The sequence below is a fragment of the Brucella sp. 22210 genome (assembly GCF_052045675.1).
Classification (GTDB): Bacteria; Pseudomonadota; Alphaproteobacteria; order Rhizobiales; family Rhizobiaceae; genus Brucella.
In genome coordinates this window covers 377133-403564 of sequence record NZ_JBQEPD010000001.1, presented here as the reverse complement: position 1 = coordinate 403564, position 26432 = coordinate 377133, and the positions used below count along the sequence as shown (strand labels likewise).

Below are 26432 nucleotides of genomic sequence, written 5' to 3'. Positions count from 1 at the left end.
TGGCCTTTTACAATCGTAACATATTGAAATTTAAAATAATACCACTCTGAGTAAGCGAGCAGGAAATTTACGCGCGCGCTCGCATTCACGCCCGACAGGACAAAAAAAGCGGCTGTCGCGCAAGAATCACCGCGCGACAGCCGCCTTTTGTCAGTTTATCGAACCAAAAATAGCGATTCAGGCGTCGATTTTTGCCGAAGTTCCCGCCGAAGCCTTTTCGGGGCCACCTGCCGGAAACAACTTCCAGTAGCGCGGACGAAACGCGATGCGGCTTTTCTCCGCAGCCGGGTGTTCCGCCGGAATTTCGATCTCGATGCGCTCCCGCGCGCCGCCCACTTCAAGCTCCACGCGCCGCTTGCCGCCGGAACGGCGGCTTGCCACCACCGTGCCAGCGATGCAGCCGCCGCAACCGTCGAGTAGTTCGACATCATGCGGGCGGAAATAGAGCTGCGCTTCGCCGCTTGCAGCACCCTCGGCGGTGAGGCCGATATTGCGATCCGTCAGCCAGACTTCGCCATTCTCGACACGGACCGGAAGCGTGCTGGACTCGCCGATGAATCCATAGACGAAAGGCGAGTTCGGATCGTCATAGACCTCATCCGGTGTGCCGACCTGTTCAATGCGTCCCTGGCTCAGGACCACAACGCGGTCGGCCAGTTCCAGCGCTTCATCCTGATCGTGCGTCACGAAAACCGTGGTGTGGCCGGTCTTGTCGTGAATCTCACGCAGCCAGCGGCGCAGTTCCTTGCGTACCAGCGCATCGAGCGCACCGAAAGGCTCGTCGAGCAGCAAAACCTTCGGCTCGATGGCCATGGCGCGGGCAAGTGCGACGCGCTGGCGCTGGCCACCCGAAAGCTGGGCTGGATAGCGCTTTTCAAGCCCCTGCAACTGCACCAGATCGAGCAATTCCAGTGCGCGACGGCGGATTTCACCGGTGGCCGGACGGGTTGAACCGGGACGAACCTTGAGGCCGAAACCGATATTGTCCGCAACCGTCATATGCCGGAACAGCGCATAATGCTGGAAAACGAATCCGACATTGCGCTCCTGCACGCTTTTCTGCGAGGCGTCTTCCTCACCGAAGAAAATCGTCCCTTCGGTCGGTGTTTCCAGTCCGGCGATCAAACGCAACAGCGTGGTCTTGCCCGAACCGGAAGGGCCGAGCAGCGCGATCAGTTCGCCAGAACGGATATCCAGCGACACATTATGCAAAGCCGGAAAACGGGCGAACTCTTTACGCACATCGGCAACACGAACTTCCATTCCCAATCCTTTCCCCTGCCGCTTCGCGGCCATCGTTCTTTCAAGCGCGTTCAAGCGCATGGGATCAGCATCCCAGATTGTTTTCAGTGCCCGTTGCTGCCCGCCAGCTCATCGCTATAGCGCAGTTCGAGGATTGTCTTGAGCGCCAGCGTCAGAAGCGCAAGCAGGGCCAGAAGCGAGGCCACCGCGAATGCCGCGACGAAGTTATACTCGTTATAGAGAATTTCCACATGCAAAGGCATGGTATTCGTGAGACCGCGAATGCGGCCCGATACCACGGATACGGCGCCGAATTCACCCATGGCGCGCGCATTGCAAAGCAGAACGCCATAGAGGAGACCCCATTTGACGTTCGGCAGTGTGACATAGCGAAATGTCTGCCAACCATTGGCGCCAAGCGAAATCGCCGCTTCTTCGTCGCCGGTTCCCTGTTCCTGCATCAGCGGGATCAATTCACGCGCCACAAACGGAAACGTCACGAAAACCGTCGCCAGCACAATGCCGGGCACCGCGAAGAGTATCTGGATACCATGTTGCTCCAGCCAGGGCCCGAGCAGGCTGTGACTGGAGAACAGCAGCACGAAGACCAGACCGGAAATCACCGGCGACACCGAAAACGGCAGATCGATCAGCGTGGTCAAGAGCGCCTTGCCCTTGAATTCGAACTTGGCGATTGCCCAGGCGGCGGCAACGCCGAAGACCAGATTGAGCGGCACGGCGATGGCCGCGACAGTCAAAGTGAGCCTGATTGCCGACCAGGCGTCCGGCTCCAGCAAGGCCTCGACATAGGCCGTGGGGCCTTTGCGGAATGCTTCGACAAAGACTGCAATTACCGGCAGAATCAGGAAGAGAGCCAGAAACGCCAGCGCGAGCGCGATCAGGATGATGCGCGTCGGTCTGCTTTCGGTCACAGCACTACGGCTGGCGCGCTTTTTTTCATTCGCCATAGCCGTATTTCTTTCTTGATCGCGCCTGAATGAGATTGATGAGCAAGAGCATCGCGAAGGATAGCACCAGCATGATGGTGGCCAGCGCTGTCGCACCGGCGTAGTCAAACTCCTCCAGCTTGACCACGATCAGCAGCGGCGTAATTTCCGATACATAAGGCGTGTTGCCCGCAATGAAGATGACCGAGCCATATTCACCCACGCCGCGCGCAAAGGCGAGCGCAAAGCCGGTCAGAATGGCAGGCTGAAGGCTCGGCAGGAGCACGCGCCAGATGGTCTGGAAACGCGAAGCACCAAGCGTCGCCGCCGCCTCTTCAACCTCACGGCTGATTTCTTCCATGATCGGCTGCACGGTGCGCACCACGAATGGCAGGCCGATGAAGATCAGCGCGATCACAATGCCCAGACGCGTGAAGGCGATGCGGATGCCAAAGGGCGCAAACAGGCTGCCAATCCAGCCATTTGGCGCGTAGATGGCCGCAAGCGCAATACCGGCAACGGCTGTCGGCAATGCGAAGGGGATATCGACAATCGCATCCACGACGCGGCGGCCGGGAAAGCGATAGCGGGTCAGGACCCAGGCCAGAATGACGCCGAACACCACATTGACCAGAGCGGCGATAAACGCCGTTCCAAAGCTTGTTTCGAGCGCCTTCAGCGTGCGATCATCGGTGATGAGCCGCCAGAAACCGGCGAAACCGACATCGGTGGAGCGCAGCACGAGGGCTGCCAGCGGGATGAGAATGAGAAGGGTCAGATAGGCAACACTGAAACCGAACGTCAGTCCGAAACCTGGAATGACGCTCGGCTTGCGAAAGTGAAACCCTGCTCTGGCCCGTGCAGGGAGCGAAGACATGCTGTTGTTTTGTTCCCTTTTTCAGTGGCTGCAAATATCAGCTCCGGTTCTTGCGGGCTGACTGTGCTCTTATTGCGCATTAAACGGAAAGCCGCGTCTGCCGCGGCTCCCCGAAATGGCTGCCTCTTATTTGCCAGGCTTGTAGATCTGGTCGAACGTGCCTCCGTCACCGAAATGATAAGGCTGTGCCTTGGCCCAACCGCCGAAAATCGGATCATCGATGGTGACCAGCGTCAAGTCGGGAAGTTTGTGCTGCTGGTCGGCAGGGATCAGATCAGGCTTCGACGGACGGTAGAAATGCTTGGCCGCGATGGCCTGACCTTCCGGCGAATAGAGATATTCGAGATAGGCCTGCGCCAGCTTTGTGGTGCCATTTTCCTCGGCGTTCTTGTCAACAACCGCGACCGGCGGTTCAGCCAGGATCGATTGCGGCGGCACGACGATATCGAACGCGTCTTCACCAAATTCGGCAACCGAGAGATAGGCTTCATTTTCCCAGGCCAGCAGCACATCGCCCAGCTGGCGCTGCACAAAGCTAGTCGTCGCACCGCGTGCGCCGGTATCGAGCACCGGAACATGGCGGAACAGATCAGCGATGTAATCCTTGATCTTCTGTTCGTCGCCGCCATACTGCTTGTAGGCCCAGGCCCATGCGGCGAGATAGTTCCAGCGTGCGCCGCCGGAGGTCTTGGGGTTCGGCGTGATGACTTCCACGCCATCCTTCACCAGATCGCCCCAATCCTTGATGGCCTTCGGGTTACCCTTGCGCACCAGAAAAACGATCGTCGACGTATAGGGCGACGAATTGTTCGGCAAGCGCTTGCGCCATTCCTTGTCGATCTTGCCCGTGCGTTCCGCAATGGCGTCGATATCGCTTTCGAGCGCCAGCGTCACCACATCGGCCTTGACGCCATCAATCACCGAACGGGCCTGTGCACCCGAACCGCCATGCGATGCGCGGATGGTGACCGTTTCGCCTGTTTCCTTCTTCCAATGTGCCGCAAAGGCCGCATTGTAATCCTTGTACAGCTCACGCGTTGGATCGTAGGACACATTCAGAAGCGTCTGATCCGCATGGCTTGCTTGAACGGTTCCAGCCAGCGATGCCGCTGCCACCAATGCCGCCAAAGTGAGTGAAAGTTTCGATAATTTCACGACCGCCTCCATTGTTTCCTTTGGGTCCCCCCACGGGTTATCCCTCGAGTATCCATTGGTCAGGACAGTATCAGAGGTCTTTGACGACAGGATGCCACAACCTCACCGAAATTTAAAACGGCTTCGAAAAATCTACTCCCTTTTGAGGATATTTCGGGGATATTTTTTCCGGCACCCTATGGAAACACGCCGGACGTAGCATCATTAACTCACCGGGCAGGGGCGGGAATCGCCGCCGAAGCTGCGTTCAATACAAGAGGTGGCTGTTTCGGCTCGTTCCAGCCCATGTAATTGTAAAAGTCGTAGCGCCAGATGCCAACCGCTTCATGCAGCGCCAGATCGGTTATCAGAAAATAGAGGCCAGCCGAAGACATATTGGTATGCGCTGCCGTCAGAAAGCCAGCCGCGACCGGCTCAGGCGTCACGCCGAAATGCGCCAGATACAAGAGGTCCCGCTTGATGATCGGTGCATTCTGCAACAGCACGACTTTGGCAGGCTTGATCGCGCGCAGAATAGCGGCGGTATTTTTGGCGTTCTGCCAGGTGTTTCGGCTTTTCCCGTCCAACAAAATGGACGCGGGATCGACGCCTGCCTTCACCAATTGTGCGGCGATTGACGCTGCCTCGGTTACACCCGTCCCGGCCACATCCGCACCGCTGACAATAAAGGTGCACTTCAAAGCGCTCGCGACGCATTGATGATTCATGCCCGCAGCGGCAAGAATCGGCCCATAAGAAAAGGCAAGCGGCTCAACCACTTTCTCACCACGCTCGGTGACCGTCTGCGTCCCCATGCCGAAAATGATAAAGGCGGTGTTGTCCTGGATTGGCGATGGCAGCCTTGATGAATAAGGCGACTGCAAGCGCTGCATCAGAAAATCAGGCAGAATTGCCGATGCGATTGCGCCATAAAGAACAATGCCGATGGCAATAGAAACAAGGCCAAGCTTGCGGCATTTGAGATAGCAAAACAGCAAGCCGACAACGATAAATGCAACGGTGATATTAAGCGTCATATCCAGAAAACCGATTATTGTTATAAGTTTAGCAATAATTAATACAGTGAGACCACACATCGCACAGGCAGGCAACCCCAATATATTCGGGCCCAATATATTCGGGATCATTGGTCGCGCGCGCCTGCCCCGCCTGCAACAGGCGGGATCAGCCATTCGAATGAAAATTCGCTAGAGTAAAAGGAAACCGAGCCTGATCAAGGCACCAGATAGTGCTTGTCCCACTGGTCTTCAGGGACTTCATCGCCAATATCATATTTGAACGACGTGATATTGATGTGCTCATCATCGGTCTTGCAGGTGAAGGCGAGTTTGTACCAGCGCTCGCGGCTGCGGAATGCAGCGCCTTCTGCATCGATGGAGTTTTTCTGCGTCACCGGATCGGAAAAAGCGTAGGCCAGCACCTTGTCGACCGAGAATTTATTCTGTTCGCGGGTTATCCGCTCCATGGCCTCCACATCGCAACGCTGCTCCAGACGGGTATCTGGATCGAGCTTTTCGAGCTGCGCTTTTTCAGAAGCATTCATTGCGGAAGCCGGCAAAGCCATCGAAACCAGAGAGACAAGGCAAGCGACGGCAAAAGCCGGGGACAGAACAGACATAAATTTCATGAGACCTTCGGATACTCCTCGCAAATGCATCGGTGTAGGGTGAAAATTGTACTCCGACGCAGAGCGCGGGACTATAACAGCGATTTGGGACGCAAAGCCGATCATCACCTGAAATTGATATATTACCAGAGCAATTGTGCCCCATCGCTCCATTTGACCACAGCTTTTGGTCATGCGGTCGATCAGGTTTCGAACAGAATTTGCAGCAAGTGGGCAGGTTCTATCGCGCAATGGCTCTTGATTTCGCCTGCCCGACCGTGTTTGAAACCTCGAACGCCGCCATCCGATGCGAAAGGTAGAGACATGAAGCCCGTTTTCCTGCAACTGCAGTGCGCTCCCGGTAAAACCTATGAGGTTGCCGACACTCTCTTCCAGCGCGAGATCGTGTCCGAGCTTTACTCGACCAGCGGCGAATTCGACCTGCTGGCGAAAATCTACGTCACCGAGGACCACGATATCGGCAAATTCATCAATGAGAACGTGCTCAACATTCCCAATATCGTGCGTTCCCTGACCACGCTGACTTTCACAGCATTTTGAGCATCGGCTAAACATCGGCTGATTGTCTTCGGGACCTCTTCCTGCGGTAAAGATTTGATTCACCATAAGTGAATTATCATGCAGTGAAGGGAACCACCCTTAGTGTTCGCGCATTTTCTGAATGGAAGCGCGGGCCTCGCAACGTGGGCTCCCGTAGAGGTGAAAGACAGTGATGAACGATCTTGAACAGCGGCGCATACTGGTTGTGGAGGACGAAATTTTCGTCGCTCTCGACGTTGCCGCGACTGTGGAAGATGCGAACGGGACGGTTGTCGGTCCGGTCGGCACTGTCCGGCAGGCGATGGATCTCATCAGCAGGAACGAAGTCGACGCCGCCATCCTCGATGTGAACCTGGCTGACGGCAATGTCGAACCTATTCTCGACCGGCTGAAAAGCCGCAACACATTCGTCGTCATCCATACAGGCGGCGGACTGCCCGCTGAACTCGCAGCGCGCTATCCCGAAGTGCCGGTCTTCCAGAAGCCGATCCCGCCCATCATACTTACCCGCACACTGGCCACCGCCCTTTCGGCCGTTGCGGTGCGCTGAGACCGATGCGGCAGGCCTTCCCGGATTTTGCAACTGTCCTGAAAGAAGCCGAAGCAAGCTCCGGTCAGGAAGAAACCGTGATCCGGCCGCAGATCAATCTCGCATCGGCGGTCTTCTCCGCAGGGTTTAGCGATAGTGCCGCACCATCGCGACCGGAAGTTGATCTTGCTCCCCTCTTTGACCTTGAGGAAAAGAGCGGCGAGACTGAGCGGCCTGAGACCCTTCTTGAAACAGAGCGGCATGAAATCGCAGTCCGCATGCAAAACCAGTCACCGGACGCTATAAGGCGCGAGCTTGATCTTCGCCCCGGTTTGAAGCGCGCCGAACTACAGCGTCTGCGCCGGTCCTTTGCTGCCGGCAACCATCCGGACCGCCTGCCGCCGGAGTTTCGCGCCGATGCGGAACAGCGTATGAAGACCGCGAACGCCCTGCTTGATACCGCCATGGCAATGGCCGCAAACTGAGTTCAAGCAATTTCGTTACGTTTTAAGCCTGAATTCTTTTGCATTATAACAAGAACCTGCTAGATTGGGGTTGCCTGTGCCTGCGAAAGCTGTCGCACACCGGAACCCTTTTCGTTGTTTGTAAACCTGCAATTGGTCCCGCCACTGGCAATATGGGGCAATTTGCGCTTTGCCTGCTGCAAGGGGTTCTGTCATATCGGCAATGAAGTTAGAATGTTTCCAGCAAAAGCGTGATACGGTTTTGTGACAGGAAACGGGTTACTATCAATGGATGGGGCGGTTCGGATGAAATCGCTCCGGTTTAATTCCTAAAAGGTCAGAAAATGCCTCCTTATCGTTCGCGAACAACCACCCACGGCCGCAATATGGCGGGTGCGCGCGGCCTATGGCGCGCCACCGGCATGAAGGATGAGGATTTCGGCAAGCCGATTATTGCTGTGGTGAACTCGTTCACGCAGTTCGTGCCGGGCCACGTTCACCTCAAGGATCTCGGCCAGCTCGTCGCGCGCGAAATCGAAAGCGCTGGCGGCGTCGCCAAGGAATTCAACACCATCGCCGTCGATGACGGCATCGCCATGGGCCATGACGGCATGCTCTATTCGCTGCCGTCGCGCGAACTCATCGCCGACTCGGTCGAATATATGGTCAATGCCCATTGCGCCGATGCGATGGTCTGCATTTCCAATTGCGACAAGATCACCCCCGGAATGCTGATGGCCGCATTGCGCCTCAATATTCCGGTCGTGTTCGTTTCGGGCGGACCAATGGAAGCAGGCAAGGTGATCTGGGACGATCAGGTCAAGAAGCTCGACCTTGTCGATGCCATGGTCGCCGCTGCTGACGATCACTATACCGACGAGCAGGTCAAGACGATTGAACGCTCCGCCTGCCCGACCTGCGGTTCGTGCTCGGGCATGTTCACCGCGAACTCGATGAACTGCCTGACCGAAGCGCTCGGCTTGTCGTTGCCGGGCAATGGCTCGACGCTCGCAACCCATGCCGACCGCAAGCGCCTCTTCGTGGAAGCCGGTCATCTGGTCGTCGATCTCGCCCGCCGTTATTACGAGCAGGACGATGAAAGCGTGCTGCCGCGCTCGATTGCAAGCTTCCCGGCCTTTGAAAACGCCATGACGCTCGACATCGCCATGGGCGGCTCGACCAATACGGTTCTGCATCTTCTCGCAGCTGCACAGGAAGCCGAAATCGATTTCACCATGGCCGATATCGACCGCCTGTCGCGCCGCGTGCCGGTGCTCTGCAAGGTCGCGCCTGCCAACAACACGGTTCACATGGAAGATGTGCACCGTGCGGGTGGCATCATGGGCATCCTAGGCCAGCTCGACAAGGCAGGCCTGATCAATACCGATCTGCCGACCGTGCACAGCCAGACTGTTGCCAAGGCGCTGGACCATTGGGACGTGACCCGCACCAACAGCGAAATGGTGCACAAGTTCTACTCGGCTGCGCCCGGCGGCGTGCCGACGCAGGTGGCTTTCAGCCAGGAACGCCGCTTCGACAGCGTCGATACCGACCGCGAAAAGGGCGTCATCCGCTCCAAGGAACATGCGTTCAGCCAGGATGGCGGTCTGGCCGTGCTTTACGGTAATCTGGCCGAAGACGGCTGCATCGTGAAGACGGCAGGCGTGGATGACTCCATCCTGAAGTTCTCCGGCCCGGCACGTATCTTCGAAAGTCAGGATACGGCAGTGCTCGGCATTCTGAACGGCAAGATCAAGGCTGGCGACATTGTGCTGATCCGCTATGAAGGCCCGCGCGGCGGTCCCGGCATGCAGGAAATGCTCTACCCGACCAGCTATCTGAAGTCGAAGGGTCTGGGCAAGGCCTGCGCGCTGATCACCGACGGTCGTTTCTCGGGCGGTTCGTCGGGCCTCTCGATCGGCCACGTTTCCCCGGAAGCAGCCGAAGGCGGCACGATCGGTCTGGTGCGCGAAGGCGATATCATCGATATCGATATTCCAAACCGCAAGATCCACCTCGCCGTGGACGATGCGACACTTGCCGAACGCCGCGCCGAGCAGGAAGCAACAGGCTGGAAGCCGCTTGAAGAGCGCAAGCGCAAGGTTTCAACCGCGCTTAAGGCTTATGCTTCCATGGCAACGAGTGCTGCGAAGGGTGCGGTTCGGAAATTGCCGGATTGATTTGATCATAAGAAAAGCAAAAGCCCCGCACATGCGGGGCTTTTTCATCTTGGCCCGTTGTAAACCGGTTGCTTCGCCCCCCTCAGCCCTTCGAGACGGTTCCCTTCGCAAGCTCAGGGCCCCTCCTCAGGATGAGGGAAAAGAGCGGCGCAGCAACCTCCGTAGATTACTGAACAGCCTTCGCCACCGCAGGCATCAGATCATCACGTACCGACTCCGGCGTGAACGGCCCGACATGCTTGTAGATGATCTTACCGTCCGGGCCGACGAGGAAGGTTTCCGGCACGCCATAGACGCCCCATTCAATAGCTGAGCGGCCCGCACGGTCGGCACCGACCGCGGCAAAGGGATTGCCGAGATCGCCCAGAAAACGGCGGGCATTTTCGGGCTGATCCTTATAATTGAGGCCCACCAGACGAATGCGGCTTTCCTTGGCGATTTCCATCAGAAGCGGATGCTCCTGACGGCAGGGAACGCACCACGATCCCCAAACATTCACCAATGTCAGCTTGCCCCCCGGACTCGTTTTGAAATCTTCGCTGTTGAGGCCCGGCACCGGAACCCCGTCGCGCATCAGGCCTTCGACTGCCGGGAGATTGGTTTGCGGCGCTTGCTTGCCGATCAACGCGGATGGAATGGCCGAGCTATCCTTGCCGGACAAAAGCTGTACCGCAAAGATGGCAGCCAGCCCCACAAAGACCAGCAGAGGCAGAAGCGCTACCCATGTGGCACGCTTTTTCGGCGCAGCAGGTCTTTGCGTCGCCTCGCTCATTGTACTGATCCGGCTGGCTTTGAGGACCGGCGGCGCACGCCCTGCGCCTCAAGCCGCTTCAGCTCATTTTTCTGGATACGCTGATCGATGAATATCCAGCCAACGGTCAGGACAAGCGCAACGATTGTGATGCCATAAGCAGCCACGACGAAGCCGAGATGATTGCTCATACCGCTCCCTCCTCCTGGATTTGTTTGCTGCGCTTGCGATCCGCGTTGCGGGCGGCCAGCTTCTTCATCGAAGCCACGCGGCGACGCCAGATTTCGTTACGCATCGCCATCATATGCAGCGCGAAGAACAGCAGCGTGAAACCAATCGCCATCACGAACAGCGGACGCAACATGGATGCATCGATGGTCGGTCCGCCCATGCGGAAAACCGACGCTGGCTGGTGCAACGTGTTCCACCAGTCGACCGAGAATTTAATGATCGGGATATTGATGAAGCCGACCAGCGTCAGCACGGCAACCGGCTTGGCGCTCTTGGCCGGATCGGCGAAGGCGCGCGACAGTGCGATAATGCCGAGATACATCAGAAACAGCACGAAAACCGAGGTCAGGCGTGCGTCCCACACCCACCACGTGCCCCACATGGGTTTGCCCCAGAGTGAACCCGTAGCCAGCGCCAAGGCCGTGAACACGGCACCAAGCGGCGCGGCGGCCCGGATCGAGACATCGGCCAACGGATGCCGCCAGACCAGCGTTCCCAGCGCCGATACGGCCATGATCGAATAGCACATCATGGAAAGCCATGCGAAAGGCACATGGATATACATGATGCGGACCGTGAGGCCCTGCTGGTAATCGTCTGGCGACAGGAAGACCATGGCGAGACCGCCAACAAGGAACAGAACGGCAAGCGCCGACAGCCACGGCAAAACCTTGCCCGCAAAGGCAAGGAAGCGGGTGGGGTTGGCCATATCGAGCCAGCTTGCGGTTTTCACTGCGTCTTTCGTCATGACCTATACTTAACCTCCCCCCTTATGCCGTTCAATTGACCGTAATCAACTGCGTCAATCCGCCGAACATGATGACCACCGAAAACCGGTTCCCACTTTTCGGGATCATGTTCAATCCGCCGAATTCTTGAGCGCGGCGCTCGCGGCCAGCGGCCCCAGCACCGCGAAAAACAGCGTGAGCGCGGACAGAACCAGAAATGGAGCGACAAAGGGGGCGTTGTCTACCGTCGCTCCATAAGAAGCAGATACACCAAAAATGAGAACCGGTATGGTGAGCGGCAGCACGATGACGGAAACAAGCAGTCCGCCGCGCGGCAAGGCCACCGCCAGCGCCGCCCCCACTGCGCCGACAAAGGCAATGGCAGGCGTGCCGACCAGAAGCGTCAGGGTTGTAGCGCCTATTGCCGCTGCATCCATATTCATGAAAAGGCCGAGCATGGGCGACGCGATCACCAGCGGCAACACGCTCGACGCCCAATGGGCAATGCATTTGACCAGCACCGTGAGCGCCAGCATATGCCGGTCAGAGCCGATCAGCAAAAGATCGAGCGAGCCATCGTCGCGGTCGACCTGAAACAGCCGGTCAAGCCCGAGCAGCGTCGCCAGTAATGCACCAATCCACAACATGGCAGGACCGATCCGCGCCAGCAGATTGAGGTCAGGCCCGACGCCAAATGGCATCACCGAAATGACGGCGAGAAAGAACAATATGCCGACCAGCGCACCGCCGCCCGCGCGAAAGCTCAAGCGCATGTCGCGAAGGAACAGCGCCAGCATCAAAAGGCCTCATGCGAGAAGCCGGCCATATCGAGCGACTTGATAGAAATATTTCTGACTATCGCAGTTTCTGATGGGAAACCCGCCTCCACTTTCCCTGAAATTGCTTCCAGCCCCAGCGTAATATGCGTGGCAGCAATGATCATGCCGCCCTGTTGCAGATGGTCGTGCATCAGCCCGGCAAAGCGCGCTTCGGATGCCTTGTCGAGACCTGCGGTCGGCTCATCGACAATCCATAGCGGACGATAACTGACCAGAAGCTTGGCGATGGAAACACGGCGCTTTTGTCCGGTGGAGAGATAGCCGAAGGGCAAATGTTCAACGCCGGGCAGATTGACGGCTTCCAGCGCCTCATCGACTTCAAGCAGCGGCGCAGTGGCGTCCTGACCGTTAAAGCGCTGCCAGAACAAAAGATTCTCGCGCACGCTCAAGGCCGGTTTCATCGCATTCTGATGGCCGAGATAATGGCAGGCTGCCTGCACCGGCAGTGATGCACCGCCTTCGGTCAGTTCGATCCGCCCCTCTTCGGGCGCGAGCAAGCCGCAAATGATCCGCAGCAAGGTGGATTTGCCTGACCCGTTCGGGCCGGTGACCACCAGCGCCTCCCCGCTATCGAGCGTGAAAGAAAGGTTGGAGAAGATTGTCTCGCCGCCCCGTTCGCCGCCCAGATTTTCGGCCTCAAGCCGCATTTTCTCTCCTCAAAAACCAACCGCTTCCCAGCTCGATGGAACAACCGGGAGGATCGCAACATTTCGCCGCAAGCAGGCGAATTCACGAGATTCAGTCTGGAATCGTTTTAGGAAACTCTCTATATAGCAGCTACCACGCCAGCGGTCGGCGTGGAAACCATTTTTGGCCGATCTCAACACCTGGCACCCGCAATAAAACGTTCGGGACCCAGGCTTCGGGACGGACAGCGGAAATGACTGCACCCGCACCTTGGCGCGTCCTTGAAACGCTAGCCTAGGCGTTCGTCCTGGTTTTCCGGCCAGTAGCATAAGGACGAATGCAGTGTCACACATTGACAGCTTCAAATGCCGCAAGACCCTCACCGTAGGTGGTAAAGACTATGTCTATTACAGCCTGACCGAAGCCGAAAAGAACGGCCTCGAGGGTGTTTCCAAGCTTCCTTTCTCCATGAAGGTTCTTCTTGAGAACCTGCTTCGCTTCGAGGACGACCGCTCCGTTAAGAAGTCGGACATCGAAGCTGTTGCCAAGTGGCTTGCCGACCGCGGCAAAGCCGGCGCAGAAATCGCCTACCGCCCAGCCCGCGTTCTCATGCAGGACTTCACCGGCGTTCCAGCCGTTGTCGACCTTGCAGCCATGCGCGACGGCCTCAAGGCGCTCGGCGGCGACCCGGAGAAGATCAATCCGCTCGTGCCCGTAGATCTGGTTATCGATCACTCGGTCATCGTTGACGAATTCGGCAATCCAAGCGCGTTCAAGGCCAATGTGGACCTCGAATATCAGCGCAACGGCGAACGCTACCGCTTCCTGAAGTGGGGCCAGCAGGCGTTCCAGAACTTCCGCGTTGTTCCTCCTGGCACCGGCATCTGCCATCAGGTAAACCTCGAATATCTGGCCCAGGCAGTCTGGACCAAGGAAGAAGACGGCGAAACCGTTGCCTATCCCGACACATGCGTCGGCACCGACAGCCACACGACCATGGTCAACGGCCTTGGCGTTCTGGGCTGGGGCGTGGGCGGTATCGAAGCTGAAGCTGCCATGCTCGGCCAGCCGGTTTCCATGCTTCTGCCGGAAGTTATCGGCTTCCGCCTGACCGGCAAGGTCAAGGAAGGCGTCACCGCGACCGACCTCGTGCTCACCGTCACGCAGATACTGCGCAAGAAGGGCGTTGTCGGCAAGTTCGTCGAATTCTTCGGCGAAGGCCTCGAAAACATGACGCTGGCCGACCGTGCGACCATTGCCAATATGGGCCCGGAATATGGCGCAACCTGTGGCTTCTTCCCGGTTGACAGCGAAACGCTGAACTACATGAACACCACCGGCCGCGACGAACATCGCATCGAGCTGGTTGAAGCTTACTGCCGTGCGCAGGGCATGTGGCGCGACAAGGGTGCAGCCGATCCGGTTTTCACCGACATTCTCGAACTCGACATGGCCGACGTCGTTCCATCGATGGCCGGTCCGAAGCGTCCGGAAGGCCGTATTCCGCTGGAAAACATCGGTTCCGGTTTCGCAACCTCGCTCGAAAACGAGTACAAGAAGACCACCGGCCAGACCACGCGTTATGCCGTTGAAGGCGAAGACTTCGACCTCGGCCATGGCGATGTGGTGATTGCCGCTATCACGTCCTGCACCAACACCTCGAACCCGAGCGTGCTGATTGCTGCCGGTCTGCTGGCTCGTAACGCCGTCGCCAAGGGTCTCAAGACCAAGCCTTGGGTCAAGACGTCGCTGGCTCCCGGCTCTCAGGTCGTTGCCGCCTATCTCGAATCCGCTGGTCTCCAGAAGGATCTTGATGCACTCGGCTTCAACCTCGTCGGTTTCGGCTGCACGACCTGCATCGGCAATTCCGGCCCGCTGCCTGCGCCGATCTCCAAGACGATCAACGAAAAGGGCCTGATCGCGGCTGCCGTTCTGTCCGGCAACCGTAACTTCGAAGGCCGCGTCTCTCCGGACGTGCAGGCAAACTATCTTGCTTCGCCGCCGCTCGTTGTCGCCCACGCTCTCGCCGGTACGGTCACCAAGGACCTGACCAAGGAGCCGCTCGGCGAAGACCAGAACGGCAACCCGGTATTCCTGCGCGACATCTGGCCTTCCTCGAAGGAAATCCAGGAATTCATCGCCAAGAACGTCACCCGCAAAATCTTCTCGGAGAAATATGCGGACGTGTTCAAGGGCGATGCCAACTGGCAGGCTGTTCAGGTTCCTGCTGGCCAGACCTATGCGTGGGACGATAACTCGACCTATGTGCAGAACCCGCCTTACTTCGTCGGCATGGGCAAGTCGGCAGGTCAGATCGGCGACGTCAAGGGCGCTCGTATTCTTGGTCTCTTTGGCGACAAGATCACGACCGACCACATTTCGCCTGCTGGTTCCATCAAGGCTCAGTCGCCTGCCGGCAAATATCTCATCGACCATGGCGTCGGCATTGCCGACTTCAACCAGTACGGCACGCGTCGCGGCAACCATGAAGTGATGATGCGCGGCACCTTCGCAAACATCCGTATCCGCAACCACATGCTGGGCGAAAACGGACGTGAAGGCGGCTACACCATCCACTACCCGTCGAAGGAAGAAACCTCGATCTATGATGCTGCCATGCAGTACAAGGCCGAGGGCGTGCCGCTCGTCGTCTTCGCAGGCGTCGAATACGGTAACGGTTCTTCGCGTGACTGGGCTGCCAAGGGCACCAACCTGCTCGGCGTCAAGGCCGTGATCGCTCAGTCCTTCGAGCGAATTCACCGCTCCAACCTCGTCGGCATGGGCATTGTGCCTTTCGTCTTCGAGGAAGGCACAAGCTGGCAGACGCTCGGCCTCAAGGGCGACGAAATCGTCACCATCGAAGGTCTTGCCGATGTGCGTCCGCGTCAGAAGGTCGACGCTTCCATCACCTATGCCGACGGCTCGGTGAAGAAGGTTCCGCTGATCTGCCGCATCGATACGCTGGACGAACTCGACTACATGAAGAACGGCGGCATTCTGCAGACCGTTCTGCGCGATCTCGCTGCCTAATCAGCGCCTGATTGAAACAAAAAGCCGCCGGAGCAATCTGGCGGCTTTTTTATTTTCCGGCAGTTTCAACGCCGAAACTCTCATTTTCGCGGTTTTCGCGCGCGAATCTCGACATTTCGGGATTGATATGACGCAAATAGAGCACACTTGCCCCGAAATCTCACCGCAACGTGAATTCCCATTGATCGACGCAATTCCTACATAATAGATGACATCATCAATTAGTGCAGGATGAAACTAAAGTGACCGCTCAGCCCTCTTTTTATGGAACAGCCACATGGCTGACCGGCGATTTCCAGCCGGGTTGGCGCAATATATGCGCCGTTCTGGGGCTGGCTTTCACCGGTTGTGTCTCCATGCAAGGCTCCGCTTTGGCTGCAGATGCGCCAAAAAAGACTGCCGTTATCGAGCTTTTCACCAGCCAGGGCTGCAAATCCTGCCCGAAGGCTGACGATAATTTTGCCAAATTCGCCGATGATCCGAGCGTGCTGGCGCTGTCGTTTCACGTCAATTACTGGGATTATATTGGGTGGCGCGACACGCTTGCCACCCAGGATAATACCGACCGACAGAATGCCTATCGCAATTCCTTCAACGCGCGCATGATCTATACGCCGCAGGCCATCATCAACGGCCGGGCGGAGGTCAACGGTCGCGATGGCGGGGCTATCAACGCACAGATCGCTGCCGACAAGCTGACTGTGCCTGTTGCGATCAACCGTCTCGACGATGGTCGTTTGTCCATCGAAATCGGCGCTGGCGAAAAGCCGAAATCGCCGGTGCATGTGGTGCTGTTCTATTTCCGCGATGCGGTGACCATACCGATCACCGAAGGCGAGAATGCCGGTCAGGATATCACTTACCGAAACACGGTGAGCGAGATCAACACGATCGGCATGTGGGACGGCAAGGCACTGAAAATCGAACTCCCCGCTTCCGAACTGAAGCGCAAGGATGTTTCCGGTTGCGCGGTGATTCTGCAGGAAACCCGGGACGACAATTCGCTCGGGCGCATCCATGGCGCGGCCATGTTCAAGGAAAAAGCGCCAGTCGGCCTCTGACCGCGGCGGTTTCAGCACAAACCATAGTTTTCAAATCCGGCAGCATTGTCGGATATCGAACATAGTCGTCACTTTTCGGGAAGGGTATCAGTCTCGGAGATCTGGAGACCGTATCAGTGTTGCGGCACGGTCGGACGAAGAAGGTTGGTTCGGCTCGGGCAGTCCTTTGGGCGGGGGGCTTGGGGTCGGACATACCCGAACCGAACCGTCTCAGGCAACACGTGGATGCTGAAGCCATAATCAGGCTGGAATGCGAAGCTGACAAGGCGAAAATGTGTTCGACGATCACCATTCCAGACAGACTTTCGTTTTTCGTGAACAACTAATGCACGATCAAACAGGCGGCGAATCTGGCGTTTTATGAGGGAAATCCCGGTCAATTGAACAGCAGGACCGCTGCCCGCACTTGAATTTGTTTCACAAAAGCATCACCCTACTGTCATGCGCTTCGTTTCGGCGAAGACGCGCCTGCCGCTTCGCCACCCACAGGGCTGAAAGGAAGGACATGGATATTTCAAGCGCAGCAAGTGAGGATTCATCATCCTCGTCCAACGCGTCCGCGTCGCCAAAGGTCGTCTCACTCGACCACGCCAGACCGACCCCCTCCACCATCAGTTTCGACCGGCATGAACTTGGCAAGATTCTGAACATCTATGGCCGCATGGTTGCCGCCGGGGCATGGCGTGACTACGCCATCGACCATTTAAGCGACCGGGCGGTCTTTTCCATCTTCCGGCGCGCCAGCGAGGTTCCGCTGTTCCGCATCGAGAAAAATCCCAAGCTGGCTCAAAAGCAGGGCGCTTATTCGGTTATCGCCGCAAGCGGACTGATCATGAAGCGCGGCCATGAGCTGGAACGTGTGCTGCGCGTCTTCGACAAGAGCCTGAAACTCGTCGAGGCCTGAACGTCGCCGCGCTCAGGATGAGGATAGCGGCATCCTGCCCGGCTCAAGCGTGCGTCCGCCGTTGAGCGACAGCTGCATCAGCACGGTATCCAGCCAGCGCCCGTGCTTGAAGCCTGAACCCTCGATCCGTCCGCAATGCTGGAAGCCCAGGCTTTCATGCAGCCGCACGGAACCGATATTGTTCTCACCATCGCCGATGACGGCCAATAGCTGCCGGAAACCCAGCGCCGTTGCCCGTTGGATCAGCTCGCGCAGGAGAAGCTTGCCGACGCCCTTATTCTTGGCCTCTGGCGCGATATAGATCGAATCCTCCGCAAGCCAGCGATAGGCCGGTCTGGTGCGGAAATAGCTGGCATAGGCGTAGCCCAGAACCACACCCTCCTCTTCCGCAATCAGAATTGGGAAACCCTGCTCGACAAAGCCCTCAAAGCGCTGTCGCAAATCTTCACGCGACGGCGGCTCGACCTCATAGGACCCGGAACCGTTCAGCACGGCTTCTGTATAGATTGTAGTGATGGCGTCGATGTCGGCGGGGAGGAAATCGCGAACGATGGGCATGAGGCAGAACCGGAGAAATGATTTTACACATTTCCAGAATGCATCATGAAACCGTCAGACAAAAGCAAAAAGGGCAGCGTTTCCGCTGCCCTTTCTTATTCCAGCTTCTTCTGCTGATTAGTTACGGTTGCCCATGAACTGCAGCAGGAAGGTGAACATGTTGATGAAGTCGAGGTAGAGACGCAGCGCGCCCATCACGACCTTGCGGCCCTGCGTATCCGAAGCATCGCCTTCGTAATACATTTCCTTGATCGACTGGGTGTCGTAGGCGGTGAGTCCTGCGAAGATCAGAACACCGATCACCGAGATTGCAAACTGCAATGCCGAGGAGCCGAGGAAGATATTGACGACCGAAGCCAGGATCAGGCCGAACAGGCCCATGATCAGGAACGAGCCCATAGCGGACAGGTCACGCTTGGTCGTGTAGCCGTAGAGCGACAGCGCACCGAAGGACGCGGCGGTCACGAAGAAGGTGCGAACGATGCTCTGGCCGGTGAAGACCAGGAAGATCGACGACAGCGACAGGCCGACGAGAGCTGCATAGCCCCAGAAGACGGCGTTAGCGGTCGAGACCGAAAGACGTTCGATGCGGAAGCTCAGGAAGAACACTGCCGCCAGCGGCGCAAGCATCACCACCCAGCGCAGCGGCGAGGTGTAGAGCGCGACGCCAAGGCCCGTGAGCATCTTGCCGTTAGCAAGCTGCGCGACGGCTGCGGACGGGTCCGTCGTCGTTGCGAGTGCCGCAACGGCGAATGCAGCAAGGCCGGTAACGGCCAGGCCGATAGCCATCATGTTATAGACGCCCAGCATATAGCTGCGCAGACCCTGATCGATGCCTGCATCGGCGCGAGCGCCGCCTACGGGCCTCTGCTGCGCCTGAATATTGCGAAAGTCAGCCATGACTTAAATCCTCTTGCCATGTCCCGTCCGGTGTCGGGGCGCTCATTCCGGCGAGCCGCCGCCAGGCGCCGCTGGCGGGACTCCAGCATGCCTGCCTGACATTATGGGGATTATGGCCCTCACGTACAAGTACCGCCTGTAAAAAAACGCGAGGGTCACGGCGAAAAACCGAACCGCATTCTCCATACGATCCAATGGCTTATGCTTTTTGAGCCCTCCACATTACAAATCGCTCATATAGTCCGGAGCACTTGTGCAGGCTTCTGGCCCAGCACGCGCCAAGTACCGGCCAATCCGAAACCGACCGTCAGCACCAGCGCAACCGCCACAGTCATCAGCGCCACATCAGGCAGGAAGCTCGCCTTGAGCTTCATGATTTCCACCACGACATACCAGCCAGCCGCACTGCCGGCGGCAAGTGCAAAAAGGGCTGTCGCGAGACCGAGCAGCATATATTCCATGACATAGGCTGCAATCAGCGTGCCGCGTGTGGCCCCCAGCGTCTTCAGGACGACAGCATCGTGCACCCGGGCGCGGTTGCCCGCAGCCAGCGCACCGCCCAGCACCAGAACCGAAGCGGCAAGCGCTATCGAAGCCGCAGCGCGAATGGCCGTCGCCAGCTGGCTGATGAGATCATTGGCGACATTGAGCGCATCGGTCACGCTGACCGTCGTGACAGCGGGCCATGTCTTGGTGACTTGTCGGAGCACATCGGGCGCAAGGTTTTTCTGGCTGTCCGGAATGGTGAGCGTTGCAAGCCATGTCGCTGGCGCACCGGCAAAGGTGTTGGGCGAAAACACCATGACGAAATTCATCGCCAGCGTTTCCCACTGTACCTGCCGGAAGCTCGCGATCTTCGCGGTGATGTTGCGGCCCAGCACATTGACCGTCACCTTGTCACCAAGCTTCAGGCCCAGTTCCTTGCCTTCCCGTTCGGAGAAGGAGACCAGCGGCTCACCGCTATAATCGGCAGGCCACCATTCGCCCTCGCTCAGCGTCGAATTATCCGGCACCTTGTCGGCAAATGTAATGCCGCGGTCGCCGCGCAAAACCCATGCTGCCTCGGGCGGAATGGTCATGTCGCGCACATTGGTGCCGTTGAAAGCCACGATACGCCCGCGCAACATCGGGCCGGAAGTGAGCTTGCCATCCGGCACGATGCCGCTCACCAGCTTGGTGAAATCGTCAATGTCGCGGTTCTGGATATCGACGAAAAAGAAATCCGGCGCCTGTGCCGGAATATTTTCCGTAACCTGACGGCGCAGATTGCCGTCGATCAGCGCAATCGCCACCATCAGCGTGAGGCCAAGGCCGAGCGAAAGCACCACTGAAGGCGTCAGGGCGCCGGGGCGGTGAATATTGCCGACTGCAAGCCGAAGCGCCGTCGAGCGCACACGCGGTGCGCGGCGGGCAAGCCAGCGTATGCCATCGGCCACAAGCCGCAGCACGCCGAAAGCAGCAATGGCCGAGACGATGAAGATCGCCGCAATGCGCCGGTCATAGGCAACGTAAAGCGCCAGAGCAGCGAGAGCCGCAATCAGCAGAACCGCCAGCCCCAGATAAAGCAGCGGTGGCAAACCGCGTTGCTCAAAGCCCTGCTCGTGGAACAGGGCCGTCGCCGGAATATCGCGGGCGCGACCGAGTGGAATGATCGCAAAGGCAAGCGTGGTGATCAGGCCGAAGACGGCGGCGAGCGCCAACGCGCCGGGAAAGAAACCGCCGCCACCGGCGACCGGCAGATAATTGGCCAGCACTATCCCGGCAGCAAACGGAATAATCGCCGCCAGAATGAGCCCAAGCACAATACCGATCAGGCCGATCACCATGATCTGCACCAGATAGACCAGAACCGCAAAGCGCGCAGGCGCGCCAAGCGACTTGAAGGTCGCGATCACACCGCGCTTGCCATCGAGATAGGCGCGCACAGCATTGGCCACACCGACACCGCCGACGATCAGCGCCGTCAGGCCCACCAGTGTCAGGAACTGCGAGAAGCGCTCGATATTGGCGCTCAGCGCCGGAGCGGCATTGGCGCGGGAGCGGATATTCCACCCGGCATCCGGGAAATCGGCGGTCGCCAGACGTCTGACTTCGGCAATCGCCGAATCCGGCGCACCATTGGGAAGTGCGACCTTATAAACATGGTCGACAAGGCTGCCCGGCTGGATCAAACCCGAAGCCCGCAAGCCATCAAGCGATACGAGAAAACGCGGTGCAAAATTGAAGCCAGACGAAAGAAGGTCCGGTTCGCTTTCGATCACACCGCGCAATTCGAATGTTTGCGAACCGAGCAGCACCTTTGCGCCGAGCGACAGCCCCATGCGATTGAGAAAATCCTGGGAGACCGCAGCGCCGTAAACATCGCCTTTGACAGCCGTCATATCGGCCAGCGACTGCTCCGGCGCGACCTTGAGCGTACCATAGAGCGTATAGGCGGCATCGACCGCCTTCACCTCGACCAGCGACTGGTCGGAACCATCTGGCATACGAGCCATGGAGCGCATCGTTGCGCTTTCGGCCATCCTGCCCTGCTTTTCGATAAAGGCGCGCTCATCGGCGGATGCTTCGCGCTGATTGAGCGCAAAGCTGACATCACCGCCAAGAATGCTCTGACCTTCCGACGCAATGCCGGTGCTGACCGACCGCGCCACGGAATTGACGCCGCCAATGGCCGCCACGCCAAGCGCGATACAGGCCAGAAAAATATAGAACCCGGCAAGCCCGCCGCGCATTTCGCGCAGTGCAAAGCGGAGTGCCAGCGAAAGCGACGTCGCAGATTTCATGCTCCAGCCACCAGTTTCTCAAACACCGCACCACCTTTGGCGGGTTCTTCGATGCGACCGGAACGGACGGGAATCTCGCGGTCGCAACGCGCAGCCAACGACGGATCGTGGGTAACGAGCACCATGGTCAGCCCGTTTTCGCGCTGTTTGGCGAAGAGCAGATCGGCAATCTGCCGCCCCGTCGTGGTGTCGAGATTGCCGGTTGGCTCGTCGGCAATGAGGATTTTCGGCGACGGCGCAAGCGCGCGTGCAATCGCCACGCGCTGCTGCTCGCCGCCGGACAGTTCGGATGGGTAATGCGTCAGCCGTTCGCCAAGCCCGACGGCCTTCAACTCGCGTTCCGCAACTTCGAATGCGTCCCGGCGTCCTGCCAGTTCCAGCGGAACCGCCACATTTTCCAGCGCAGTCATATTGGGAATCAGGTGAAACGACTGGAACACGATGCCGATATTGGCCCCGCGAAAAGCAGCTGCCTGATCCTCGCTCATCTGGCTGATCGTCTCGCCCGCAATCTTCACAGTTCCGTTATCGACATGCTCCAGCCCTGCCAGAACCATGAGAAGTGTGGATTTGCCCGAACCGGACGGACCGACAATGCCCACGGACTGGCCGCTGGCAATATTGAGGGAGACACCCTTCAGCACATGCACCGATGATGCAGCATGGCCAAGCGTCAGATGAACATTCTCAAGTTCGATAATCGGGCCAACAGCCTGTTCCGTCACGCGGTTTTCTTCCTATATGAATCAGTAGAACTGAAGAGCGCGCCACAAATTTGAACTTATGTTGCGCCAACTATTGAATAAATCACGTGAGCTGTCGCTCACCCTTTTACCGAATATGGGTTGCCAACGATGCGTTTCAAACTCTCAATTCCGGCATGGCTCTCGATTTTTGCGATCCTCGGATCGGTTTTTGCTGGCAGCGTCTATGCCCAGCAGGAGCCGGCACAGGAGGACCCAACGGGCCTGGAAGACGCTCTGCCGACCGAGCAGCTTTCGCAGGTCAAGGTTGTCGGCTTCGGTGACAGCCTGATGGCCGGTTATCTCCTGCCCGTCAACGCCGCCTTTCCGCAGCAGCTTGAAAAAGCGCTGAACGACAAGGGCGTCGAGGTTTCAATTGAAAATGCAGGCGTATCGGGCGACACGACCACCGGCGGCCTCTCGCGCATCGACTGGTCCATCCCCGATGGAACTGACCTCGTCATTCTTGAACTCGGCGCCAACGATGCCCTGCGCGGCATCCAGCCCGATATTACGGAAAAGAATCTGGACGACATGCTGGCGCGTCTCAAGGAGCGCGGCATTTCCGTCATTCTGGCAGGCATGATCGCGCCACCCAACATGGGCAAGGACTATGCCGCCAAGTTCAACCCGATTTATCCGAAGCTGGCGCAGAAATATGGCGTACCGCTCTACCCGTTTTTCCTCGACGGCGTAGCAACCAAGAAGGATCTTCTGCTTGAGGATGGAATGCACCCCAACGAAAAAGGTGTCGAAGCAATGGTGGCAAACTTTATGCCCACTATCGAAAAAAGCCTGTCCGACATGCAAAACAAGGGGACATCAGGAGGCTGAAACCCGTTAGGAGCATAAACAGCTTGCTCCGGGACTCAAACGATGATTCGCTACAAATGCATCGACTTAGCCGAATCGATTTCTGACAGGTACGATGTTTTGACTCTCTAGGTTAGAGTGTCCTTTATGCGTCCACGACGCATAGCGCTCTGACACAGAACGCTTCGAGGAGGATGCCTTATGCCGCGTCTTTTCACTGCCCTCGAAATCCCGCGCGATGCTGCGCTCTCGCTGTCATTATTGCGAGGCGGTCTCCCCGGCGCACGCTGGATTGATGTCGAAAACTACCACATAACGTTGCGTTTTATCGGAGATGTGGAAGGCCATGTGGCCGACGAGGTTGCCAATGCGCTTGATCGTGTGCGGCGACCCGAATTCATGCTCAACCTGTCGGGTGTCAATGCGTTCGGCTCCAAAAAGCCGCACAGCATTTATGCGGGTGTATCCCCGTCGCCTGAACTCAACGCATTGCAGGCGGAAATCGAACGCATCTGCCAGAGGCTGCACATTCCCGCTGACCCGCGCAAATTCACACCCCATGTGACGCTTGCGCGGCTTCGCAACGCTCGCATCGACGATGTCGTGCGTTACCTTTCTTCACGCGGCAATTTCGCGACGCCAGCCTTCAAGGTGGGCCGTTTCGTGCTGATGTCCTCCCGCGATTCCGTGGGCGGCGGACCTTACATCGTTGAAGAAGCCTGGCCTTTGGTGGCGTCCACCCGCCAGAACTGGTCGGCCAGCGCTTTCGAAGACGCCAGAACCATCCGGTAAACCAACTCGAAATCCCCGGTTCCGCCATAATAGGGATCGGGGATTTCAACTGCCTTTCCCTCTGCAATCTCGGTGAACAGCCCAACATGCGCGCTTGCATTTGCAGGCTGTCGTTGCGCGATCATCCGCATATTGTAGCGGTCCATCCCAAGGATCAGGTCGAAGCGGCTGAAATCGGCGGCGATCAGCTGGCGGCACCGTTGCGCGCTGATATCGAGACCATGACGCGCCGCAACGCTGATGGACCGTTCGTCCGGTTCTTCCCCCGTGTGATAACCGTTCGTCCCTGCCGAATCGATCAGCACATTGCGGATGCCGCGCGCTTCAAGAACATGTCCCATCACGCCCTCGGCAAGCGGTGAACGGCAGATATTGCCGGCGCAGATGAAAAGAATGCTGGTCGGTTTCTCTATGGTCACGGAACCCTCGCGCTCATGATAAGTTAGTTCAAGAACCGCAACATAGGCGAAAGACGATGGCACGCAACCGGTTGACTGCAGACGAACTGAAACAGGCGCTGGCCGAACTAGAAGGTTGGCAGAAGGCGGATGATCGCGAGGCGATCACCAAAAGCTTCAAGTTCAAGGACTTCAACGCCGCTTTCGGCTTCATGACACGGGCAGCACTTTACGCCGAAAAACTCGACCATCATCCCGAATGGTTCAATGTCTATAACCGCGTCGACGTCACGCTTGCGACCCACAGCGAAAATGGCGTAACCGAGCTGGACATCAAAATGGCGCGCAAGATGAACGCGATTGCCTGACCCTGATGATAATCGCTTAAACCTTTGAAATATAAACCATGATAGTCTTCTTCTGGTAATTGAAGCTGCCGTCGCGGTTCCGGCATGAATAGGGCAGCGCTTTGGTCAGATCGATGCGATCGCCCCAATTTTGGCCCAGTGCGCCGCCATTGATGCTTCGGATAAAGACATCGCCAACAGCAATGGCCGAGTGGAAGATGTGCCCGGCCCTGACATCGTAGAACCCGATGGCGCGGCCATAGGTGATGGCGGAATAGCCGTTCCACTGCTCTCCGGCGCGGAAGTTCAGCAGCGGAATCCAGTTCTGCCCGGATGTTCCGCGCAAGGTGTGCTCGGAAATGCCTGCCCCCAGAAGAAAGCGCATATAGGCCGTTGCGTCGTAGCAAACATTATCTTTCACATCGACGGTGATGTGGTCGCTTAAATCCTGCGCCGATGCGAGCTGGTTTCCGCGATAGAACTGACTTGTCCGGTCAGCACGGACAAAGTTCTCGCCATAGCCGGTAAGATGCATGAACAGTCTCCATTCAATCAGGTCAAGAAGCTGACCCAGACCCAAAACTGACCTTGGGCTGGCCGGACCTATAATCCGGTGATTTGGGATGGCCGTTGTAGCTGATGGTTCTTGCAGGATGCTCCCTGCCCTGACCGGGCAAAAACTTGAAAACCCGGGCGATACCCCCCATTTTCGATCATGTCATTTTCGGCCCCTCATGCGCCGCGATCTGACTGACAGGAGTTTGCTCGACGATGGATAGCGTCAAAATTGGTGAAATCCTTGAACCCGGCAGCGAAAGCGATTTCAAGAAACGCAGCGAACGGGTGAAGCAAGGTTTCTGGAAGGCCGTGCGCCGCGCCGGTCGGATGGTGCCCTTCATGGATGAAGTGGTGGCCGCCTATTATTGCGCCCTCGACCAGAAGACACCGACGCGCGTGCGCATGACGCTGATGGCGGCGCTTGCCTATTTCGTGCTGCCCTTCGACATTATCCCCGACATGCTGGTCGGCATCGGCTTTACTGACGATGTCGCCGTGCTGATGGCAGCCCTTACCGCTGTGCGCACGCATATTACGCCTGCGCACCGGTTGGCGGCGCGTCAGGCGCTGGAAGAAGCTGAGGGAGTAAGGGAGTAAGGGAGTAAGGGAGTAAGGGAGTAAGTTCTCACAATCCTGAACCCGTACAAGCCCTTGAAGCAGGCGGCGAGCCGGAGCGTATTTGTCGTCATTAGCGGCCCGAATAGCGACTTTTGGATCAGACACTTAATTGTGAAGCCGCAGTTTCGCCCTTTATCCCCTATTCCCTTATTCCCCTACTGCCCTACTCCCCTCCTGTCATATTCCAGCC

General features: G+C 57.8%; 29 protein-coding genes. 11 read left to right on the top strand and 18 right to left on the bottom strand.

The window, feature by feature from the left end; translation table 11 throughout:
- Positions 1-177 precede the first annotated feature (177 nt).
- The 7 genes from ACTJKP_RS01945 to ACTJKP_RS01915 all read right to left on the bottom strand — a co-directional run bounded on the left by ACTJKP_RS01945 (position 178) and on the right by ACTJKP_RS01915 (position 6153).
- A complete protein-coding gene (locus ACTJKP_RS01945) occupies positions 178-1263 on the bottom strand; it encodes a sulfate/molybdate ABC transporter ATP-binding protein (RefSeq protein WP_440629499.1) in 1086 nt (361 codons plus the stop codon).
- An 83-nt stretch (positions 1264-1346) separates the two neighbouring features.
- Positions 1347-2210: a sulfate ABC transporter permease subunit CysW gene (gene cysW, locus ACTJKP_RS01940; RefSeq protein WP_078339677.1), complete on the bottom strand. Its 864-nt coding sequence runs from the start codon at positions 2208-2210 to the stop codon at positions 1347-1349.
- Positions 2200-3066, bottom strand: a complete 867-nt coding sequence (gene cysT / locus ACTJKP_RS01935) for a sulfate ABC transporter permease subunit CysT (RefSeq protein WP_078339678.1) — start codon at positions 3064-3066, stop codon at positions 2200-2202. The genes cysW and cysT overlap by 11 nt, the downstream gene beginning before the upstream one ends.
- Before the next feature lie 126 nt (positions 3067-3192).
- Positions 3193-4221, bottom strand: coding sequence for a sulfate ABC transporter substrate-binding protein (locus tag ACTJKP_RS01930; RefSeq protein WP_440629498.1), 1029 nt, complete (start codon positions 4219-4221; stop codon positions 3193-3195).
- 209 nt (positions 4222-4430) lie between these two features.
- Positions 4431-5237 (bottom strand): YdcF family protein, encoded by an 807-nt coding sequence (locus ACTJKP_RS01925; protein WP_440629497.1) that lies wholly within the window; start codon positions 5235-5237, stop codon positions 4431-4433.
- 197 nt (positions 5238-5434) lie between these two features.
- The gene (locus tag ACTJKP_RS01920; RefSeq protein WP_078339680.1) at positions 5435-5848 is read right to left on the bottom strand and encodes a DUF930 domain-containing protein; all 414 of its coding nucleotides are present in this window, start codon (positions 5846-5848) and stop codon (positions 5435-5437) included.
- A 182-nt stretch (positions 5849-6030) separates the two neighbouring features.
- A complete protein-coding gene (locus tag ACTJKP_RS01915; protein ID WP_440629496.1) occupies positions 6031-6153 on the bottom strand; it encodes a hypothetical protein in 123 nt (40 codons plus the stop codon).
- Between ACTJKP_RS01915 and ACTJKP_RS01910 the strand changes: the two genes are divergently transcribed.
- The 4 genes from ACTJKP_RS01910 (at position 6152) to ilvD (ending at position 9561) form a co-directional block, all read left to right on the top strand.
- A complete protein-coding gene (locus ACTJKP_RS01910) occupies positions 6152-6388 on the top strand; it encodes an Lrp/AsnC ligand binding domain-containing protein (protein ID WP_078339681.1) in 237 nt (78 codons plus the stop codon). The genes ACTJKP_RS01915 and ACTJKP_RS01910 overlap by 2 nt on opposite strands.
- Positions 6389-6560: 172 nt before the next feature.
- Entirely contained in the window at positions 6561-6938 is a 378-nt protein-coding gene (locus tag ACTJKP_RS01905; RefSeq protein WP_440629495.1) for a response regulator, read from the top strand.
- Positions 6939-6943: 5 nt separating this feature from the next.
- Positions 6944-7402, top strand: coding sequence for a hypothetical protein (locus ACTJKP_RS01900; protein ID WP_440629494.1), 459 nt, complete (start codon positions 6944-6946; stop codon positions 7400-7402).
- A 323-nt stretch (positions 7403-7725) separates the two neighbouring features.
- Entirely contained in the window at positions 7726-9561 is a 1836-nt protein-coding gene (gene ilvD / locus ACTJKP_RS01895; protein ID WP_440629493.1) for a dihydroxy-acid dehydratase, read from the top strand.
- 166 nt (positions 9562-9727) lie between these two features.
- Here the strand turns inward: ilvD and ACTJKP_RS01890 are convergent, their stop codons facing one another.
- The 5 genes from ACTJKP_RS01890 to ccmA form a co-directional block, all read right to left on the bottom strand.
- Complete coding sequence (locus tag ACTJKP_RS01890; protein ID WP_440629492.1) at positions 9728-10333, bottom strand: DsbE family thiol:disulfide interchange protein; 606 nt, start codon at positions 10331-10333, stop codon at positions 9728-9730.
- Positions 10330-10503, bottom strand: a complete 174-nt coding sequence (gene ccmD / locus ACTJKP_RS01885; RefSeq protein ID WP_440629491.1) for a heme exporter protein CcmD — start codon at positions 10501-10503, stop codon at positions 10330-10332. Before ccmD ends, ACTJKP_RS01890 begins: the two co-directional genes overlap by 4 nt.
- Entirely contained in the window at positions 10500-11291 is a 792-nt protein-coding gene (locus ACTJKP_RS01880; protein WP_078339686.1) for a heme ABC transporter permease, read from the bottom strand. The genes ccmD and ACTJKP_RS01880 overlap by 4 nt, the downstream gene beginning before the upstream one ends.
- A gap of 111 nt (positions 11292-11402) precedes the next feature.
- On the bottom strand, positions 11403-12068 hold the full coding sequence (gene ccmB / locus ACTJKP_RS01875; protein WP_151588620.1) for a heme exporter protein CcmB: 666 nt from the start codon (positions 12066-12068) through the stop codon (positions 11403-11405).
- Positions 12068-12757: a heme ABC exporter ATP-binding protein CcmA gene (ccmA, locus tag ACTJKP_RS01870; RefSeq protein WP_440629490.1), complete on the bottom strand. Its 690-nt coding sequence runs from the start codon at positions 12755-12757 to the stop codon at positions 12068-12070. The genes ccmB and ccmA overlap by 1 nt, the downstream gene beginning before the upstream one ends.
- Positions 12758-13079: 322 nt before the next feature.
- Here ccmA and acnA point away from each other — a divergent pair, with 322 nt between their 5' ends.
- From acnA to ACTJKP_RS01855, 3 genes are all read left to right on the top strand, one after another.
- Complete coding sequence (gene acnA, locus ACTJKP_RS01865) at positions 13080-15767, top strand: aconitate hydratase AcnA (RefSeq protein WP_440629489.1); 2688 nt, start codon at positions 13080-13082, stop codon at positions 15765-15767.
- A 326-nt stretch (positions 15768-16093) separates the two neighbouring features.
- Positions 16094-16828 (top strand): DUF1223 domain-containing protein, encoded by a 735-nt coding sequence (locus tag ACTJKP_RS01860; RefSeq protein ID WP_440629630.1) that lies wholly within the window; start codon positions 16094-16096, stop codon positions 16826-16828.
- Positions 16829-17333: 505 nt separating this feature from the next.
- Entirely contained in the window at positions 17334-17732 is a 399-nt protein-coding gene (locus tag ACTJKP_RS01855) for a DUF2794 domain-containing protein (RefSeq protein ID WP_440629488.1), read from the top strand.
- Positions 17733-17744: 12 nt separating this feature from the next.
- On the opposite strand, the gene ACTJKP_RS01850 is transcribed toward ACTJKP_RS01855, so the two are convergent.
- The 4 genes from ACTJKP_RS01850 to ACTJKP_RS01835 all read right to left on the bottom strand — a co-directional run bounded on the left by ACTJKP_RS01850 (position 17745) and on the right by ACTJKP_RS01835 (position 22698).
- Entirely contained in the window at positions 17745-18290 is a 546-nt protein-coding gene (locus ACTJKP_RS01850) for an N-acetyltransferase family protein (RefSeq protein WP_440629487.1), read from the bottom strand.
- 117 nt (positions 18291-18407) lie between these two features.
- Positions 18408-19190 (bottom strand): Bax inhibitor-1/YccA family protein, encoded by a 783-nt coding sequence (locus ACTJKP_RS01845; RefSeq protein ID WP_078339693.1) that lies wholly within the window; start codon positions 19188-19190, stop codon positions 18408-18410.
- Between the two features lie 233 nt (positions 19191-19423).
- Positions 19424-21973, bottom strand: a complete 2550-nt coding sequence (locus ACTJKP_RS01840; protein ID WP_440629486.1) for an ABC transporter permease — start codon at positions 21971-21973, stop codon at positions 19424-19426.
- Positions 21970-22698 (bottom strand): ABC transporter ATP-binding protein, encoded by a 729-nt coding sequence (locus tag ACTJKP_RS01835; protein WP_440629485.1) that lies wholly within the window; start codon positions 22696-22698, stop codon positions 21970-21972. The genes ACTJKP_RS01840 and ACTJKP_RS01835 overlap by 4 nt, the downstream gene beginning before the upstream one ends.
- Positions 22699-22827: 129 nt before the next feature.
- Between ACTJKP_RS01835 and ACTJKP_RS01830 the strand changes: the two genes are divergently transcribed.
- Both ACTJKP_RS01830 and thpR read left to right on the top strand, forming a co-directional pair.
- Positions 22828-23550, top strand: coding sequence for an arylesterase (locus ACTJKP_RS01830; protein ID WP_078339696.1), 723 nt, complete (start codon positions 22828-22830; stop codon positions 23548-23550).
- Between the two features lie 180 nt (positions 23551-23730).
- Entirely contained in the window at positions 23731-24321 is a 591-nt protein-coding gene (gene thpR / locus ACTJKP_RS01825; protein WP_440629484.1) for an RNA 2',3'-cyclic phosphodiesterase, read from the top strand.
- Here the strand turns inward: thpR and ACTJKP_RS01820 are convergent.
- Entirely contained in the window at positions 24231-24740 is a 510-nt protein-coding gene (locus ACTJKP_RS01820; protein ID WP_440629483.1) for a low molecular weight protein-tyrosine-phosphatase, read from the bottom strand. The genes thpR and ACTJKP_RS01820 overlap by 91 nt on opposite strands.
- A gap of 56 nt (positions 24741-24796) precedes the next feature.
- On the opposite strand from ACTJKP_RS01820, the gene ACTJKP_RS01815 reads away from it, so the two are divergent.
- Positions 24797-25087 carry a 4a-hydroxytetrahydrobiopterin dehydratase gene (locus ACTJKP_RS01815; protein ID WP_440629482.1) on the top strand — a complete coding sequence of 97 codons (291 nt, stop codon included), beginning with the start codon at positions 24797-24799 and terminating at the stop codon, positions 25085-25087.
- 16 nt (positions 25088-25103) lie between these two features.
- On the opposite strand, the gene ACTJKP_RS01810 is transcribed toward ACTJKP_RS01815, so the two are convergent.
- A complete protein-coding gene (locus ACTJKP_RS01810) occupies positions 25104-25601 on the bottom strand; it encodes a hypothetical protein (RefSeq protein ID WP_078339699.1) in 498 nt (165 codons plus the stop codon).
- A gap of 236 nt (positions 25602-25837) precedes the next feature.
- Between ACTJKP_RS01810 and ACTJKP_RS01805 the strand changes: the two genes are divergently transcribed.
- Positions 25838-26221, top strand: coding sequence for a YkvA family protein (locus ACTJKP_RS01805; RefSeq protein WP_078339700.1), 384 nt, complete (start codon positions 25838-25840; stop codon positions 26219-26221).
- The last annotated feature ends 211 nt before the right edge of the window (positions 26222-26432 follow it).